General features: G+C 73.0%; 14 protein-coding genes. 8 read left to right on the top strand and 6 right to left on the bottom strand.

Features of this window, described 5'->3' with window-relative positions; translation table 11 throughout:
* Nucleotides 1-28 precede the first annotated feature (28 nt).
* Entirely contained in the window at nt 29-670 is a 642-nt protein-coding gene (locus tag ACFY3I_RS08240; protein ID WP_390859909.1) for a lipoprotein, read from the bottom strand.
* A gap of 380 nt (nt 671-1,050) precedes the next feature.
* On the opposite strand from ACFY3I_RS08240, the gene ACFY3I_RS08235 reads away from it, so the two are divergent.
* From ACFY3I_RS08235 to ACFY3I_RS08225, 3 genes are all read left to right on the top strand, one after another.
* A complete protein-coding gene (locus ACFY3I_RS08235; protein ID WP_390859908.1) occupies nt 1,051-1,509 on the top strand; it encodes a flavodoxin family protein in 459 nt (152 codons plus the stop codon).
* A gap of 107 nt (nt 1,510-1,616) precedes the next feature.
* Entirely contained in the window at nt 1,617-3,767 is a 2,151-nt protein-coding gene (locus ACFY3I_RS08230) for an acetoacetate decarboxylase family protein (protein WP_390859907.1), read from the top strand.
* Nucleotides 3,768-3,789: 22 nt separating this feature from the next.
* The gene (locus tag ACFY3I_RS08225; RefSeq protein WP_365286858.1) at nt 3,790-4,041 is read left to right on the top strand and encodes a hypothetical protein; all 252 of its coding nucleotides are present in this window, start codon (nt 3,790-3,792) and stop codon (nt 4,039-4,041) included.
* A gap of 173 nt (nt 4,042-4,214) precedes the next feature.
* On the opposite strand, the gene ACFY3I_RS08220 is transcribed toward ACFY3I_RS08225, so the two are convergent.
* On the bottom strand, nt 4,215-4,823 hold the full coding sequence (locus tag ACFY3I_RS08220) for an ATP-binding protein (RefSeq protein WP_390859906.1): 609 nt from the start codon (nt 4,821-4,823) through the stop codon (nt 4,215-4,217).
* A gap of 330 nt (nt 4,824-5,153) precedes the next feature.
* On the opposite strand from ACFY3I_RS08220, the gene ACFY3I_RS08215 reads away from it, so the two are divergent.
* From ACFY3I_RS08215 to ACFY3I_RS08205, 3 genes are all read left to right on the top strand, one after another.
* On the top strand, nt 5,154-6,029 hold the full coding sequence (locus tag ACFY3I_RS08215; protein WP_390859905.1) for a helix-turn-helix domain-containing protein: 876 nt from the start codon (nt 5,154-5,156) through the stop codon (nt 6,027-6,029).
* Nucleotide 6,030: 1 nt separating this feature from the next.
* Entirely contained in the window at nt 6,031-6,267 is a 237-nt protein-coding gene (locus ACFY3I_RS08210) for a DUF397 domain-containing protein (RefSeq protein WP_365286864.1), read from the top strand.
* 109 nt (nt 6,268-6,376) lie between these two features.
* Entirely contained in the window at nt 6,377-7,192 is an 816-nt protein-coding gene (locus ACFY3I_RS08205) for an SAM-dependent methyltransferase (RefSeq protein ID WP_390859904.1), read from the top strand.
* 56 nt (nt 7,193-7,248) lie between these two features.
* Here ACFY3I_RS08205 and ACFY3I_RS08200 read toward each other — a convergent pair whose 3' ends face one another.
* The 3 genes from ACFY3I_RS08200 to ACFY3I_RS08190 form a co-directional block, all read right to left on the bottom strand.
* Complete coding sequence (locus tag ACFY3I_RS08200; RefSeq protein ID WP_365286868.1) at nt 7,249-8,034, bottom strand: NPP1 family protein; 786 nt, start codon at nt 8,032-8,034, stop codon at nt 7,249-7,251.
* Between the two features lie 263 nt (nt 8,035-8,297).
* Nucleotides 8,298-9,479, bottom strand: a complete 1,182-nt coding sequence (locus ACFY3I_RS08195; protein ID WP_390859903.1) for a PP2C family protein-serine/threonine phosphatase — start codon at nt 9,477-9,479, stop codon at nt 8,298-8,300.
* A 60-nt stretch (nt 9,480-9,539) separates the two neighbouring features.
* Complete coding sequence (locus ACFY3I_RS08190) at nt 9,540-10,529, bottom strand: aldo/keto reductase (RefSeq protein WP_390859902.1); 990 nt, start codon at nt 10,527-10,529, stop codon at nt 9,540-9,542.
* A 215-nt stretch (nt 10,530-10,744) separates the two neighbouring features.
* On the opposite strand from ACFY3I_RS08190, the gene ACFY3I_RS08185 reads away from it, so the two are divergent.
* Nucleotides 10,745-11,677, top strand: coding sequence for a LysR family transcriptional regulator (locus ACFY3I_RS08185; protein ID WP_390859901.1), 933 nt, complete (start codon nt 10,745-10,747; stop codon nt 11,675-11,677).
* Nucleotides 11,678-11,782: 105 nt separating this feature from the next.
* On the top strand, nt 11,783-12,946 hold the full coding sequence (locus tag ACFY3I_RS08180) for an NAD-dependent formate dehydrogenase (protein ID WP_390859900.1): 1,164 nt from the start codon (nt 11,783-11,785) through the stop codon (nt 12,944-12,946).
* Here ACFY3I_RS08180 and ACFY3I_RS08175 read toward each other — a convergent pair.
* The gene (locus ACFY3I_RS08175; protein WP_390859899.1) at nt 12,943-14,169 is read right to left on the bottom strand and encodes a cytochrome P450; all 1,227 of its coding nucleotides are present in this window, start codon (nt 14,167-14,169) and stop codon (nt 12,943-12,945) included. The two genes, ACFY3I_RS08180 and ACFY3I_RS08175, sit on opposite strands and share 4 nt — an antisense overlap.
* Between the last annotated feature and the right edge of the window lie 39 nt (nt 14,170-14,208).

Below are 14,208 nucleotides of genomic sequence, written 5' to 3'. Positions count from 1 at the left end.
CGAGCCCGCCCGACCCGCCGTTCCCGGGTCAGGCGGTGCGCAGCGTCCGCCGGGCGAGTTCGAACGCGGGGAGCATCTCGTCGTGCTCCTCGCTGTCGAGGCCGCCCAGGTGCAGGACGACGGGCCCGTCCGGCGTGACCACGGCCAGCGCGGACTCCCGCTTGCTCTCCGCCGACAGCCCGCTCGTGGAGACGTAGTCGACCCGCACCCCGGCGAGGCCCCCGGACGTGAAGGTCCGGTACCGCGCGCCGCCGGTGTGGGCCTGAGCGGCCACGAAGGCCCTGAGCACCGCGCCGGCGTCCGCGCGGCCCGGCTTTCCGGTCGACACCCGCAGGAACCCGATGGCCCCGGCGGGCTTGGCGTCTATCTCGCAGACCAGGGTCACCGGGCCCTGGCGCAGCAGGCTCTCCGCCAGGTCGCCGCCCGGGGCGTCGGAGGCGGCCCCGGCCGGGCCCTCGACGGCCTCCGCCCGCCAGCCGCGGGCGGTGTCGAAGGTGACCGGCAGCGTGCAGCCGGAACCGGCGGCGCCGACCGTCCCCCCGCTCCGCGCCGCGCCCGAGGACGCCCGCCCCGACTCCGTCACGTCACTCGCGCGTACCGACGCTCCACACCCCGCCAGCAGCCCCGCCGCCAGTGCGAGCGGTACGGCCGTTCTCCCCAGGGTCCCCACCCGATGCCTCCCCTTCGGCGTCCGGCGGATCACTGTAATCGAGGGCCACGACAGGGCTGAGCGCCCTTTCCCCGGGCGAGCCGCTCATCGGCACCGCCTCCCCTGACGACCGGACCCCGCCCGTGCGGTGGTGACCCGCCCGTACGGCCGGGCTCCGCCCGCGCGGCCGTGACCGGACGGCCGGAGCACGCCCGTGGGGTTGTGACCCGCTCATGCGGCCGTGACCGGACGGCCGGAGCACGCCCGTGCGGCTGTGAACCGCTCGTGCGGCCGAGCTCCGCCCGCGCGGCCGTGACCGGAGGGCCGGGCCCCGCCCGTCCGGCCGTGACCGGCACCCCCGCCGCTTGCCCTCGGCGGGCCGGGCACGGCAGGGTGCCCGTGTGCCCACCCTGCTGATCGTCCATCACACCCCCTCGCCGCACTGCCAGGCCATGTTCGAGGCCGTGGTCTCCGGGGCGACCGCCCCGGAGATCGAGGGCGTCCGGGTGGTGCGGCGGGCGGCGCTGTCCGCCACGGTCTCCGACGTCCTCGCCGCCGACGGCTACCTCCTCGGCACCCCGGCCAACCTCGGTTACGTCTCCGGTGCCCTCAAGCACTTCTTCGACCAGATCTACTACCCCTGCCTGGACGAGACACGGGGCCGGCCCTTCGGCGCCTACGTGCACGGCGGCAACGACGTGACCGGCGCCCTGCGGGCCCTCGACTCCTTCACCACCGGCCTCGGCTGGCGGCGGGCCGCCCCGACGGTCACGGTGACGGGCGAGCCCGGCAAGGCGGACGTCGAGGCGTGCTGGGAACTGGGCGCGAGCCTCGCGGCCGGCCTCGCTGACGACGCCTGACCCGCTCCGCGCGACCCCCTCAGTCACCCGCCTGGACGAAGGTGCGCGCACCGGGTCCAGGGCAGACGATGGGACCAGGCCATGTCGCCGATCCCAGGGAGCGTCGGATGGCAGCGCAGAGCCGTGCCTCCGGGCCGCCCACGGAGGAACTGCTGAGGGAGTGCGCGCGGGACGTCGTGGACGTCGCCGAAGGCATCCGCGAGGTCTGCGCACGGACCAGCTCGGTCCTGTTCGCCCCGGCTCTGACGGTCTCCGCGCACCACCGCCCGCGCACCGGCTACGCCGCCCGCTGGGCGCTGCTGCGGGCGCTCACCGACCGGCAGGGGCTCGGCGGTGCGGCGATCGTGGCCCCCGGCGGCCTGGGCCGTCTGCTCGGCACGGCGGGGGAGGCGCTCGGCCGGGAGAGCCTGGCCGCGCTGGTGGCGGTCGCCTCGCTGCGGCTGAGGGTCGCCGCGGTCCTGCTCGGCCATCCGGAGTTCGGCCAGGACCCGGGCATGCGCAGACTGACGGCCGCGCTCGGCGCCGACCAGGACTCCGAGGCGGTCCGCGCGCTGCGGGCGCTCTTCAAGGACCGGGACGCCCGCCGGACGCTGTCCGCACTGGCCCCGGTCCTCGCCGAACTCCTCGCCGTGCGCGGACTGCTGGGCGAGGACCCGGTCAGCGACGAGACCGCCTGGGCGCTGGCCGCGGGCCGGGAGCTGACGGCCTACCCGGTGCGCGGCCTCGGCACCGCCCGTCCCCGTGCCCCGGACCGGCGGGAGTGCGCCGTGGAGGCCGTCGAACCCTCCGTCCGGGAGGCGGAGGGCATCGCCGCCGAGGGCTCCCTGCTCGGCTTCCTGCGCAACGTGGACGTCGTCGGTGTCGAGGGCCGCGTCCTGGTCCAGGAGGTACGCGGCCCCGACGGGGTGCTCAGGTACGTCGTCCAGGCCCCCGGCACGGCCCCCGGCCGCCCCGGTCACGACTCCCCGCGGGACTTCGCCGACGCCTGGCGCGACCTGTTCACGGCCGACTCGCCCTACACCCGTTCGATCCTGCTGGCGATCCGGGACCACGGTGTCCCGCGCGGCTCCGACCTGGCCCTGGTCGGACACGGCGAGGGCGCGACGGCCCTGCTGAACCTGGCCCGGGACGAGGAGTTCTGCCGGGCCTACCGGGTCACGCACGTGGTGGCCGTCGGCGCGGCGACCGACCACCGGGAGCCCGCCGACCCGCGCACCTGGGTGGCCGGCATCACCAACCGGCACGACATCGTGCCCCTCCTCGACGGCCGGGCCGCCGGCGGAGCCCCCGGCGGGCGGCCCAACCGGTACCGGGCCGACTACACCGGCCCCGACCCCGAGTTCCCGCGCTGCCACCTGCTCCGCGCCTACATCGAACACCTGGAGACGGTGATCCCGCAGGTCACCCGGGACGTCGACCAGGCCCTCACCCCTTACCGGGGTCCGGTGGAACGCACCCGCGTCTACCGGTTCGAGGACCGTGGCCACCCGCCCCAGGGGCATCCCCTGCTGACCGTCCCCACGACCGCCGTCCCCACCTCGGCGGGTCCGGTCGACGCGCCCGTCCGCTACTACGACTCCTCCGCCGCGCACCTGTGCTACCCGGTGGACGCGGACGTCGCCCGCAGCCTGCTGCCGGACGTCCCCTGGATGGTCCCCGCCCGGCTCGGCGGCCGCCGGGCCCTGGCCGTGCTATCCCTCTACGAGCACCGCTGCACCACCATCGGGCCGTACACCGAACTCGGCCTGTCCGTCCTGGTCGACGACCTGTGGCGGCCGCGTCCCTACGACCTCGCCAGGGATCTGCTGCGCCGCGTCGACCTGCGCCGCACCGGACGGTTCGTCGTCGCGCTCACCGTCGGCACCGAGGAGGCGCGGGCGGTGGCGAGGGAACTGTGGGCGCAGCCGGCCGTGGCCGGAGCAGCCGAGGTCGCCGTGCAGGGCGGTGAACTCCGGGCCGAGGCGCCCGGGCTGGGCCTGAGCGTGGCGGGCGGCACGGGTCACGGCGTGCGCTGCCCGGAGGCGGACTGGGTGTTCTACGGGCGCCGGGGCGACAGCACCGTACGCACCCTGGTCCGCGTGGACGGCCGACCGCGTGTGCACACCCGTCCCCGGGTACGGCTGCGGCTGGCCGGTGGGCACGGTCCGCTCGCCCGCCACCTCCAGATCCTCGAACTGGACGCCGTACGGCCCGGGTTCGTCCTGACGAACGTACGGTTCACGGCCCACCGGAGCGCCGGCGTGCTCGTGCCGCGCTGAGTCCGAGAGGCAGGTGTGCCCCATGGTGACCGAACCCCGGCCGAGCACCGCGGCCCCCGAACTCCTCGCCTACGCCGACGACCTGAGAGCCGACGCGGACCGGATGGACGGCTACGCGCGGCGCCTGCGCGGCGTCGCCCGCACCCTGTCCGGCCGTGCCGGGGCACCGGAGTGGAGCGGGACCACCCTGGAGCGCCAGGCGGCGGCCTGCGCGGCCGCGGCCGCCCAGCTCCGCTCGGCGGCGGCGGCGCTGCTCACCCACGCGACGAACTGACCGGCCCGGCCCGCGGCTGTGTCAGCGGCCGTCAGCCCGCCGGGACGGTGTGGGGGTGTCCGGGGCCTGGCTTGGGACCGGTACGGGTCCAGGACGGGTCGGCGGCGTGCGTGAGCGCGGGGGGACGGTTCATGGGGCGGCGTGCTTTCGGGACGTGGGGGGTGGGGGGGCGGTCAGTGCGGTGCCGTCGACAGTTCGGCCCAGACGACCCGTGCGGTGGATCCCTCCGGGGCGACCGTGACACCCCAGTCGAGGCTGAGCGCGTCGACGAGGAACAGCCCGCGCCCGTTCTGCTCGTCCGGCCTGGCCTGGCGGGGCGCCGGGAGCGTGAAGCTGCCGCTCTGGTCCTCGACCTCGATGCGGATCCGGTCGGCGGCGGCGTGCACCCGGCAGATGATGCGTCGGCCGGCCGAGTGGACGATGGAGTTGGTGACCAGTTCGGAGGTGACCAGGACCGCGTTGTCGCGGGCCTCCTCGCTCACACCCCACGAGGTCAGCAGCTCGCCCACGCTGCGGCGGGCGTTGCCCACCGCGCGGGGTGTGGGCGCCAGGTCGAAGGCCAGGCTGTGCGGGGTGGGCCGGTCCCCGGAGGCGAACCGGTCGAGGCCTTGCGGCCCAGGGAGTCGACCGAGGCGCTCGCCTCCGGGTGGTCGGGGGACGCCCGTCGGCTCCGACGGGCGGTGCGGGCCCTCGGCGCCGGCCGCGAGGGTCGGTCGGGGCAGGCCGGGCAGCCGGTCGTCGGGCAGTCGGTCGAGCGGCTGGGGGAGAGCGGGCGGGGCCATCGCCGTACGCCTTTCGTCCGGCTTCGCAGCGTGGGGGGCTGTGCGGTCGCGTTCGCCCCGGGACGCTCGGGGGGCAGACGACGACCGGTGCCTGGACGACATCGGGTCGCAGTTCAGTCTCCCCCAACTGGACTGCTTCGCCTGCTCCTTGGTCGGCCGGAGCAGTGAGTCCACTCTCGCATCCGCCAACATCGTCTCGCAACCGGCAAGTTGAAAATTGCAAGAAGTGAAGTGCATGCTGCTCCCGGCAAGAAGTGATCGAATGAGTCCGCGAGCCGAGCGTCGGCGTGTGAGACGGTGACCCTGGAACCTGGTACGAGGGGGTAGGGCGTGACCTCGGAGACCGACTGGGGCGGTGCCCCTTCCGTCCTGCGCATGATCCTCGGCCGGCAGCTGGAGGAGATGCGGACCCGGGCCGGCCTGAGCTACGAGCAGGCCGGCGCCGCGATCGGGGTCAGCCACTCCACGATCCGCCGGATGGAGGCCGCCAAGGTGGCCCGGCTCCGGCTGGCCGACGCCGAGAAGCTGCTCCAGGTCTACGGTGTGACGGACCCCCAGGAGGTCGACACCTTCCTGCAGTCGGTGCGCGAGGCCAACAAGCGCGGCTGGTGGCACACCTACCGGGACGTGATGCCGGACTGGTTCGCCGCCTACCTGAGTCTGGAACAGGCCGCGTCGCAGATCCGCGCCTACGAGAACGAGTTCGTGCACGGTCTGCTGCAGACCCGGGAGTACGCCGCCGCACTGCTCGGCGCGGGCAACCCGCACGCCCCGGCCGAGGCCACCGAGCGCCGGGTGGCGCTGCGCATGCGCCGCCAGGAACTGCTCACCCGTGAGTCACCGCCGAGGCTGTGGGTCGTGATGGACGAGACGGTGCTGCGCTGGCCGGTGGGCGGATCCCGGGTGATGCGTGCCCAGATCGACCATCTCATCGAGGTCAACCGGCTGCCCAACGTCACCCTGCAGATCATGCCGTTCGCCAACGGCCCGCATCCGGCGATGCGCGCGGGTGCGTACCACCTCTTCCGGTTCCGGGCCCCCGAACTGCCCGACATCGTCTATCTCAACGGCCTGGTGGGCGCCGTCTACCTGGACAAGAGCGAGGACGTCGTGGTCTACCGCGAGGCCCTGGACCGGTTGGGCGCCCAGGCGGCGCCCGCCAGGAAGACCGAGGTCGTCCTCGGTGCGATTCGCGAGGAGCTCTGACGTGCACCACCCCGTACACAACGGCATACCGTCCCGGCAGCTCGGCGCGCGCGGCTGGTCCAAGCCGTGGAGCGACGACGCGGGCGGCGCCTGCGTGGAAGTGAAGAAGCTCTCCGACGGGCGGGTGGCGGTACGCCAGTCGACCGACCCGGACGGCCCGGCGCTGGTCTTCACGCCCCGCGAGATGACCAGTTTCCTGTCCGGCGTGAAGGCGGGTGACGCCGACTTCCTGATGTGAGCCGCGTCTTCGGAACTTCCTTGCTATAGCTGATCGTTGACCCAACCCCCGCACCTGTCGCAACCACCCCCCGCACCCCCCTCACCTCACCCGAATGGGAGACACGGCGTTGCCCGACAACGGATGGCCGGCCGACCGCATCGACACCGAGAACGCGCACTCCGCCCGGATCTACGACTACATCCTGGGCGGCAAGGACTTCTACCCCGCCGACCAGGAGGCGGGTGACGCCATGGCCCGCGAGTGGCCCGCGCTCCCGGTCCACATGCGCGCCAACCGCGACTGGATGAACCGTGCCGTGCGCTGGCTCGCCGAGGAGGCGGGGATGCGCCAGTTCCTGGACGTGGGCACCGGCATACCCACCTCCCCGAACCTGCACGAGATCGCCCAGGCGATCTCGCCCGACACCCGGGTCGTCTACGTCGACAACGACCCGATCGTCCTCACCCTGTCCCAGGGCCTGCTCTCCAGCACCCCCGAGGGCAGGACCGCGTACATCGAGGCGGACTTCCGGGACCTGACCGACCTCTTCGACGCCCCCGAACTGCGCGAGACCCTCGACCTCGACCGGCCGGTGGCGCTCACGGTGATCGCCATCGTGCATTTCATGCTGGACGCGGACGACGCGGTGGGTGTCGTACGCAGGCTGATGGAGCCGCTGCCCTCCGGCAGCTATCTGGCGATGTCCATCGGCACCGCCGAGTTCGCCCCCGAGGAGGTGGGCCGGGTCGCCCGCGAGTACGCGGCCCGCGACATGCCGATGCGGCTGCGCACCATCGACGAGGCCAACGCGTTCTTCGAGGGCCTGGAGCTGGTCGAGCCGGGCATCGTCCAGGTGCACAAGTGGCACCCGGACGGCACCGGTGAGGAAGGCATCCGCGACGAGGACATCGCGATGTACGGAGCGGTCGCCCGCAAGCCGTGACCCCGGGCTCCGTGCCGGGGCCCGGCTCACCTTCCGGGCCCCGGCACGGTCTTGACTCAGGCGTTCGGGTCGAAGGAGATCCCGGACGGCTTCGAGTACCCCAGGTTGGACTCGAAGGAGCCGTCCTTGATCTTGATGGTGGCGTCGCCGAAGTCGGCGTTCATCAGCTTGTCGCGGTAGCCCGCCGGGTAGCCGTTCCAGCCCACCAGGCGCGGGAAGAACCAGCCGCCGGTCACGTTCTCCGGCGGGTCGTCGTTGGAGTTGGCGAAGCGGAAGTCGTGGGTGGACAGCCCGTCCTTGTGGTACACGATCTTCGGGTGGGTGCCGTCGAACCGGATCGCCGACGCGGCCGCCACCTGGTAGCTGCTGTGCTGGGACACCGAGACGTACTGCACCTGGTTGTTCTGGATCCACACGATGACGTGTTCCCAGTCGTGCCGGTGGCCGATGGCCAGCGGCCCGTAGGTCGCCTGGTCCTTCTCGAAGTAGCTGGCGTACATCACCGCGCACCAGCCGTTGTTGCACTTCTCCCGGGAGTAGGTGTTGGCGTTGGCCAGCTGCGCGTAGTCGTGGCAGTGGCCGTTGACGTCACCGCCCAGCCCCAGGCCGGGGTTGAGGGTGCCGTCGGCGCCGATCGCGGCCGTGGTGTAGCAGCCGTCGCCGTCGTAGTCGTAGGCCGGGGAGAAGCTCTGCTCCAGCCCGTCGGCGTTCTGGGGCAGCAGGGTCAGGACACTGGCGTGCGCGGTGGCGGGCACGGCGACGACCAGCGCGAGGGCGCCGAGGGTGGCGGCGAGGGCCTTGCGGAGCGGCCGCCTGCGGGTGGGGGGTTGCACGTCGGGCATGTCGACTCCCTGTCTCGGAAAGGCGATGCGGAGTCTGACATTCGGGCAATGGTCGAGACCACCCTCACGACTTAACTTTGACCCAAAGACAATTGAACAGCGGACACAACTGCGTTGGAGTGCAACGCTGTTGGTCAGCCGCGAGACACCCGGCCGGGCTTCGCCACCGGCACCCCGCGCACCCTGGAACCGGTGCGGACGCGGGTACGGACGCGGACGCGGCCGGCGACGTGCGGCTCAGCCCCCCGAGGACCCGCCCGGAGTCACGGACCCGGGAGTTGCGAGACGTCCCCGGCCCGGACGCCGACGTGACCGCGGAGCCCGTGGCCGCGCCCGGGCACGCTCGGCGTGCGGTGCAGCGCGATCAGGGCCGCGTCGTCGCCGAGGTGGCCGCCCGCATGGGTCATCAGGTCGCGCCGGACGTGGTGGATCAGCGACTCGGGAGAGGCGTCGGTCCACTGCGCCGCCCGGTCCGCCAGCGGGTAGAAGCGGTGCCGGGCGTCCCGCGCCTCGATGACCCCGTCGGTGTACAGGAGCAGGGTGTCGCCCGGCTCGAAGGAGAACACGTCCAGCGTGTGCTCGCCGGCCCGCGTCCCGTGCACGCCCAGCGGCGGGGACGGATGCAGGCTCGGCACCGTGACCGCGTGCCCGGGGCTCAGCAGCAGCGGCGGCGGATGGCCGCAGCTGGTCATCCGGGTGATCGGGTCCAGGTCCGGGATCTCGATCAGCAGAGCGGTCGCGAACCGCTCGCCCGCCTCCTCCGGCGACTCCATGTCCTCCGCGTAGCGGGTCACCCGCTGCTCCAGGACGGCCGCCAGCTCCGGCAGGGTGATGTCCCGGTGGGCGGCCTCCCGGAAGGCGCTCAGCAGCAGCGCCGCCTCGCCGATCGCGGCCAGTCCCTTGCCCCGGACGTCACCGATCAGCACCCGGACCTGGCCGCGTGCGTGGGTCACCGCGTACAGGTCGCCGCCGATCTGCGCCTCGTCCTCGGCGGCCAGGTACAGCGAGGCGATCCGCAGCGGGCCGATCTGCTCGGGCAGCGGCCACATCAGTACGTGCTGCGCGGCCTCGGCGACCGAGCGGACCTGGGCCAGCTGGATCCGGCGCCGGTCCCGGAGCGCGCAGTAGACCACCACCATCACCGAGAGCAGCACCAAGGTGACGATCTGCACGATGTGGTTCGCGCTCATCAGCCCGCCGTGGAACACCCCGATCACCACCTGGGCGGCCACCGCCAGCGCGCCCACCAGGGCCGTCGCGCGGGCTCCGGCGAGCGAGGGGGTCAGCGCGGGGGCGATGACCAGGGTGGGCCCCAGGTGGACGTCGGGCGGCGACCCGATGGCCGCCACCGTGATCGCCACGATGAGCAGCACCGGGAGCAGCAGCAGTAGGTGCGAGGACTGCCACGACTGCCGCCGCGCCGCGACGCTCCACCGGCTCCCCATGCCTACCAGCGTGCTTCACCGCCCCGTGCCCGGCCACCCGCGAGCCCCTGCGGCGGCCTCCTAGAGGTTGACGCTCCGCATGCCGGACTCGTCGTAGCGCTCGCCCGCCGCCCGCGGTACCTCGGCGTCGATGCGGGCCAGGTCGTCCTTGGTCAGCTCGACGTCGACGGCGCCCGCGTTCTGCTCCAGGTAGGCGCGGCGCTTGGTGCCGGGGATCGGGACGACGTGCTCGCCCTGGGCCAGCACCCACGCCAGGGCCAGCTGGGCCGGGGTCACGTCCTTCTCCGCGGCGATCTCCTTCACCTTCTCGGCGAGCCGCAGGTTCGCCGCCAGGTTGTCACCGGTGAAGCGGGGGCCGGTGCGGCGCCAGTCGTTCGCGTCGAGGTCGTCGGGGGAGGAGAACCGTCCGGCGAGGAAGCCACGGCCCAGCGGCGAGTACGGGACGAACCCGATACCCAGCTCCCGGCAGGTGGGGAGCACCTCGTCCTCCGGGTCGCGGGTCCACAGCGAGTACTCGGTCTGCACGGCCGCGACCGGGTGCACCGCGTGGGCCCGCCGGATGGTCTCGGCGCTCGCCTCGCTCAGCCCGATGTGCCGCACCTTGCCCTCGGCGACCAGCTCGGCCATGGCGCCGACGGTCTCCTCGATCGGCACGTTCGGGTCGACGCGGTGCTGGTAGTAGAGGTCGATGTGGTCAGTGCCGAGACGCCGCAGCGAACCGTGGACCGAGCTGCGCACGTGCTCGGCGGAGCCGTCCTGGCGGCCGATGCTGCTCATGTCGCCGGGGACCGCGTCGTCCATCCGGTAGTTGAACTTGGTGGCGATCACGTACTCGTCCCGGTGCCCCCGGATCGCCTCGCCGATGAGCGACTCGTTGGTGAGCGGCCCGTAGAGCTGCGCGGTGTCGAGGAAGGTGACGCCGAGTTCCAGCGCGCGCCGGATGGTCTGCGCGCCCTCGTCCTGGTCGGTGGTGCCGTAGAAGGCGGACATTCCCATGCAGCCGAGGCCGATGGCGGAAACCTGCAGATCTCCCAGATGGCGCTGTCGCATGTGACTCCAGCCTTTCCCTGCTCGTTCGTTCCTGGTTCCGGACGCGCACCCCACTCCATGGAGCGGCGGTCTCCGTCCGTCGGCATCCCGGGGGATGCCCGGCGCCGACGACGCTACGACTTCAAGAGCACTCGAAGTCAAACGGCCGGCCCCGCCGATCCGGTACATGTGGACCCCACGACCCTGACCGCCGCCCAGCCTCCCGGGGAGCCCACATGCTGCTGCGCCGGCTCGAGTACCTCGTCGCCCTCGCCAGGGAACGTCACTTCGCCCGCGCGGCCGCCGCCTGCCACGTCTCCCAGCCCTCGCTGTCGGCCGCGATACGCAGGCTCGAGCACGAGCTCGGCGTGCCCGTCGTGCGGCGGGGCCGCCGCTACGAGGGCCTGACCCCCGAGGGCGAGGTGGTGCTCGCGTGGGCCCACCGCATCCTCGCCGAGCGGGACGCGCTGCGCCACGAACTGTCGGCCCTGCGGGACGGCCTGACCGGCACCCTGCGCCTCGGCGTCGTGCCCACCGCGGTCCCGGTGGCCGCGCTGCTCACCGGCCCGTTCTGCGACCGGCACCCGCACGCCCGGGTGGCCGTGGAGTCCCTGTCCTCCCAGGACATCCGGCGCGGTCTCGTGGACTTCGAGCTGGACGCGGCCATGACCTACCTGGACGACGACGAGCTGCGGCAGGTCCGCCGCTTCCCGCTCTACGAGGAGCGCTACGTGCTGCTCACCCCGGTCGGCGGTCCCCTCGGCGAGGCGGCCACCGCCACCTGGTCCCAGGCCGCCGCCCTCCCGCTGTGCCTGCTCGGGCCGCGGATGCGCAACCGGCGGATCATCGACGACTGCTTCGCCGCCGACGGGGCCGTGCCGTCCCCGGCGGTCGAGTCCGACAGCGTGGCCGGCCTGTACGCCCATCTGCCCGGCGGCCGCTGGTCCAGCGTGATCTCGCACGCCTGGCTGCACATGTTCGGCGTTCCGCCGGGCATGCGCGTGGTCCCGCTGGCGGGCCCGGCGCACGGCCCCCGGGTGGGCCTCGTGGTGGCGCGCAGCGAGCCCCAGTCGGTGCTCGCCGAGGCGCTGGTGAAGGTCGCCCGCCAGGCGCGGCTGCGGGACGCGCTCGACGGTCTGCTGACCGCCCACCTGGACGGCCACGACTGATAGCCGCGGCCTATGAGCGCATCGCCAGGTTCGCTTTGACCTGCGCGGTCGTCCCGAGGATCGTCGATGGAAGACCATCCGCAACGGATTTGAGGAGCCGCCGCCATGGCCAAGGTGCTCTGCGTCCTTTACGACGACCCGACCGACGGATACCCGAAGAGCTACGCCCGCGACGACGTCCCCGTCATCGACCACTACCCGGGCGGCCAGACCACCCCCACCCCCGAGGGGATCGACTTCACCCCCGGCCACCTCCTCGGCAGTGTCTCCGGCGAACTCGGCCTGCGCACCTTCCTGGAGAAGGCCGGCCACACCCTCGTCGTCACCTCCGACAAGGACGGCGCGGGCTCCGTCTTCGACCGGGAGCTGGTCGACGCGGACGTGGTGATCTCGCAGCCGTTCTGGCCCGCGTACCTCACCGCGGAGCGGATCGCCGCCGCCAGGAACCTCAAGCTGGCGGTCACCGCCGGCATCGGCTCCGACCACGTCGACCTCGACGCCGCGATCGCCCACGGAGTGACGGTCACCGAGGTGACGTACTCCAACAGCATCAGCGTCGCCGAGCACGTGGTGATGATGATCCTCGGCCTCGTCCGCAACTACCTCCCCTCGCACCAGGTGGTGCTCGACGGCGGCTGGAACATCGCCGACTGCGTGCGCCGCAGCTACGACCTGGAGGGCATGCACGTCGGGACCGTCGCCGCCGGCCGGATCGGGCTCGCGGTGCTGCGCCGCCTCGCGCCCTTCGACGTGGTGCTGCACTACACCGACCGCACCCGGCTGCCGGAGTCCGTCGAGCGTGAGCTGAACCTGACGTTCCACGAGAGCGCGGCCGCCATGGTCCCGCACTGCGACGTCGTCACCATCAACGCGCCGCTGCACCCGGAGACCGAGGGCCTGTTCGGCGACGAGCTGCTGGGCACGATGAAGCGCGGCGCGTACCTCATCAACACCGCGCGCGCCAAGATCGCCGACCGGGACGCCGTCGACCGGGCGCTGCGCAGCGGGCAGTTGGCCGGGTACGCGGGCGACGTCTGGTTCCCGCAGCCCGCCCCCGCCGACCACCCCTGGCGCACCATGCCGCACCAGGGGATGACCCCGCACATCTCCGGCTCCAGCCTCTCCGCGCAGGCCCGTTACGCGGCCGGCACCCGGGAGATCCTGGAGTCCTGGCTGGCCGGCCGCCCGATCCGCGACGAGTACCTGATCGTCGACGGCGGCGGACTGGCCGGCACGGGAGCCAAGTCGTACTCCGTCAAGAAGGGTTAGGAGCCGAGCCGCACCGGGAGTTCGAAGAGGTCGTTCTGGGTGACCACCGGCTTGTTGCGCAGCTCCGACGCCGGTACCGCGAGGTCCAGGCCGGGGAAGCGCTCGTACAGGGCGGGCAGCGCGACGCCCGCCTCCAGCCGGGACAGGGCCGCGCCGGGGCAGACGTGCGGGCCGTGACCGAAGGAGATGTGCCGGTTCTTCGACTCCCGCGTGACGTCGAACTCCCCGGCGCTCGGCCCGTGCGCGTCCTCGTCGCGGCCGATCGCGGCGTACGACACGATCAGCGCGTCGCCCGCCGGGAGCACCTTGTCGCCGACCGGCACGTCCTCGGTGGCGAAGCGGATCAGGACGTGCGAGGTCGGGGTGGACCAGCGCAGGGTCTCCTCGACCACCGCCGACCAGTCCACCTCGCCGGAGAGCACCCTGGCCCGCTGGTCGGGGTGGGCGGAGAGGTTGACCACCGCGTTGACGATCAGGGAGATCGTCGTCTCGTGACCGGCCGCCACCATCAGTTGGAGGGTGGAGACGATCTCCTCGTCGGTGAGGTGGTCGCCGTCCTCGGAGGCCAGGATCAGCGCGCTGGTCAGGTCGTCGCCGGGCTCGGCCCGCTTGGCGGCGACCGTCGCCGCCATGATCCCGGCCAGCTCGGTGAGGGTCGCGATGACCTCGGCGGGCGGGGTCTGGGTCGAGAAGAACTTCTCGAACAGCACCTTCAGGCGCGGCAGTTCGGCCTCATCGATGCCCATCAGGTCGGCGACCACGTACATCGGCAGCGGATAGGCGAAGGCCGCCTTGAGGTCCAGGGTCTCCTGGTCCGCCGGGAGGGTGTCCAGCAGGTCCCGGGTGAGCTTCTCGATCCGCTCCCGCATCTGTTCCACCCGGCGCGGGGTGAGCGCCTGGGCGACGAGCCCGCGCATCCGCCGGTGGTCGGCGCCGTCCACGGTCAGCATCGAACGGCCGGGGTTGGCGAGGCCGATCAGCGGCCAGTCCTGCGGTATCTCCCCGCGCTGCCAGGCCCCCCACACGTTGATGTCCTTGACCAGACGCGGGTCGGTGAGCAGCGCCTTCGCCTCGGCGTGCCGGGTGACCGCCCAGACGGGCACCCCGCCGGGCAGCTCCACGGCGGCGAGCGGACCCGCGGCACGCAGCCGCGCGCTCTCGCCGTCCAGGTCGTTGACGAAGGGGTCGAGGGCGATCCGGGCTTGTTCGGTACCGGTCGTCATCGTGACATGCCTCCCAGGGCAGGACAGGGCGGGGCGCGG

The sequence above is a fragment of the Streptomyces sp. NPDC001068 genome (genome assembly GCF_042897315.1).
Lineage (GTDB): Bacteria > Actinomycetota > Actinomycetes > Streptomycetales > Streptomycetaceae > Streptomyces.
The sequence above is the reverse complement of the archived record's forward strand: the minus strand, read 5'-3'. Positions and strand labels throughout refer to the sequence as shown.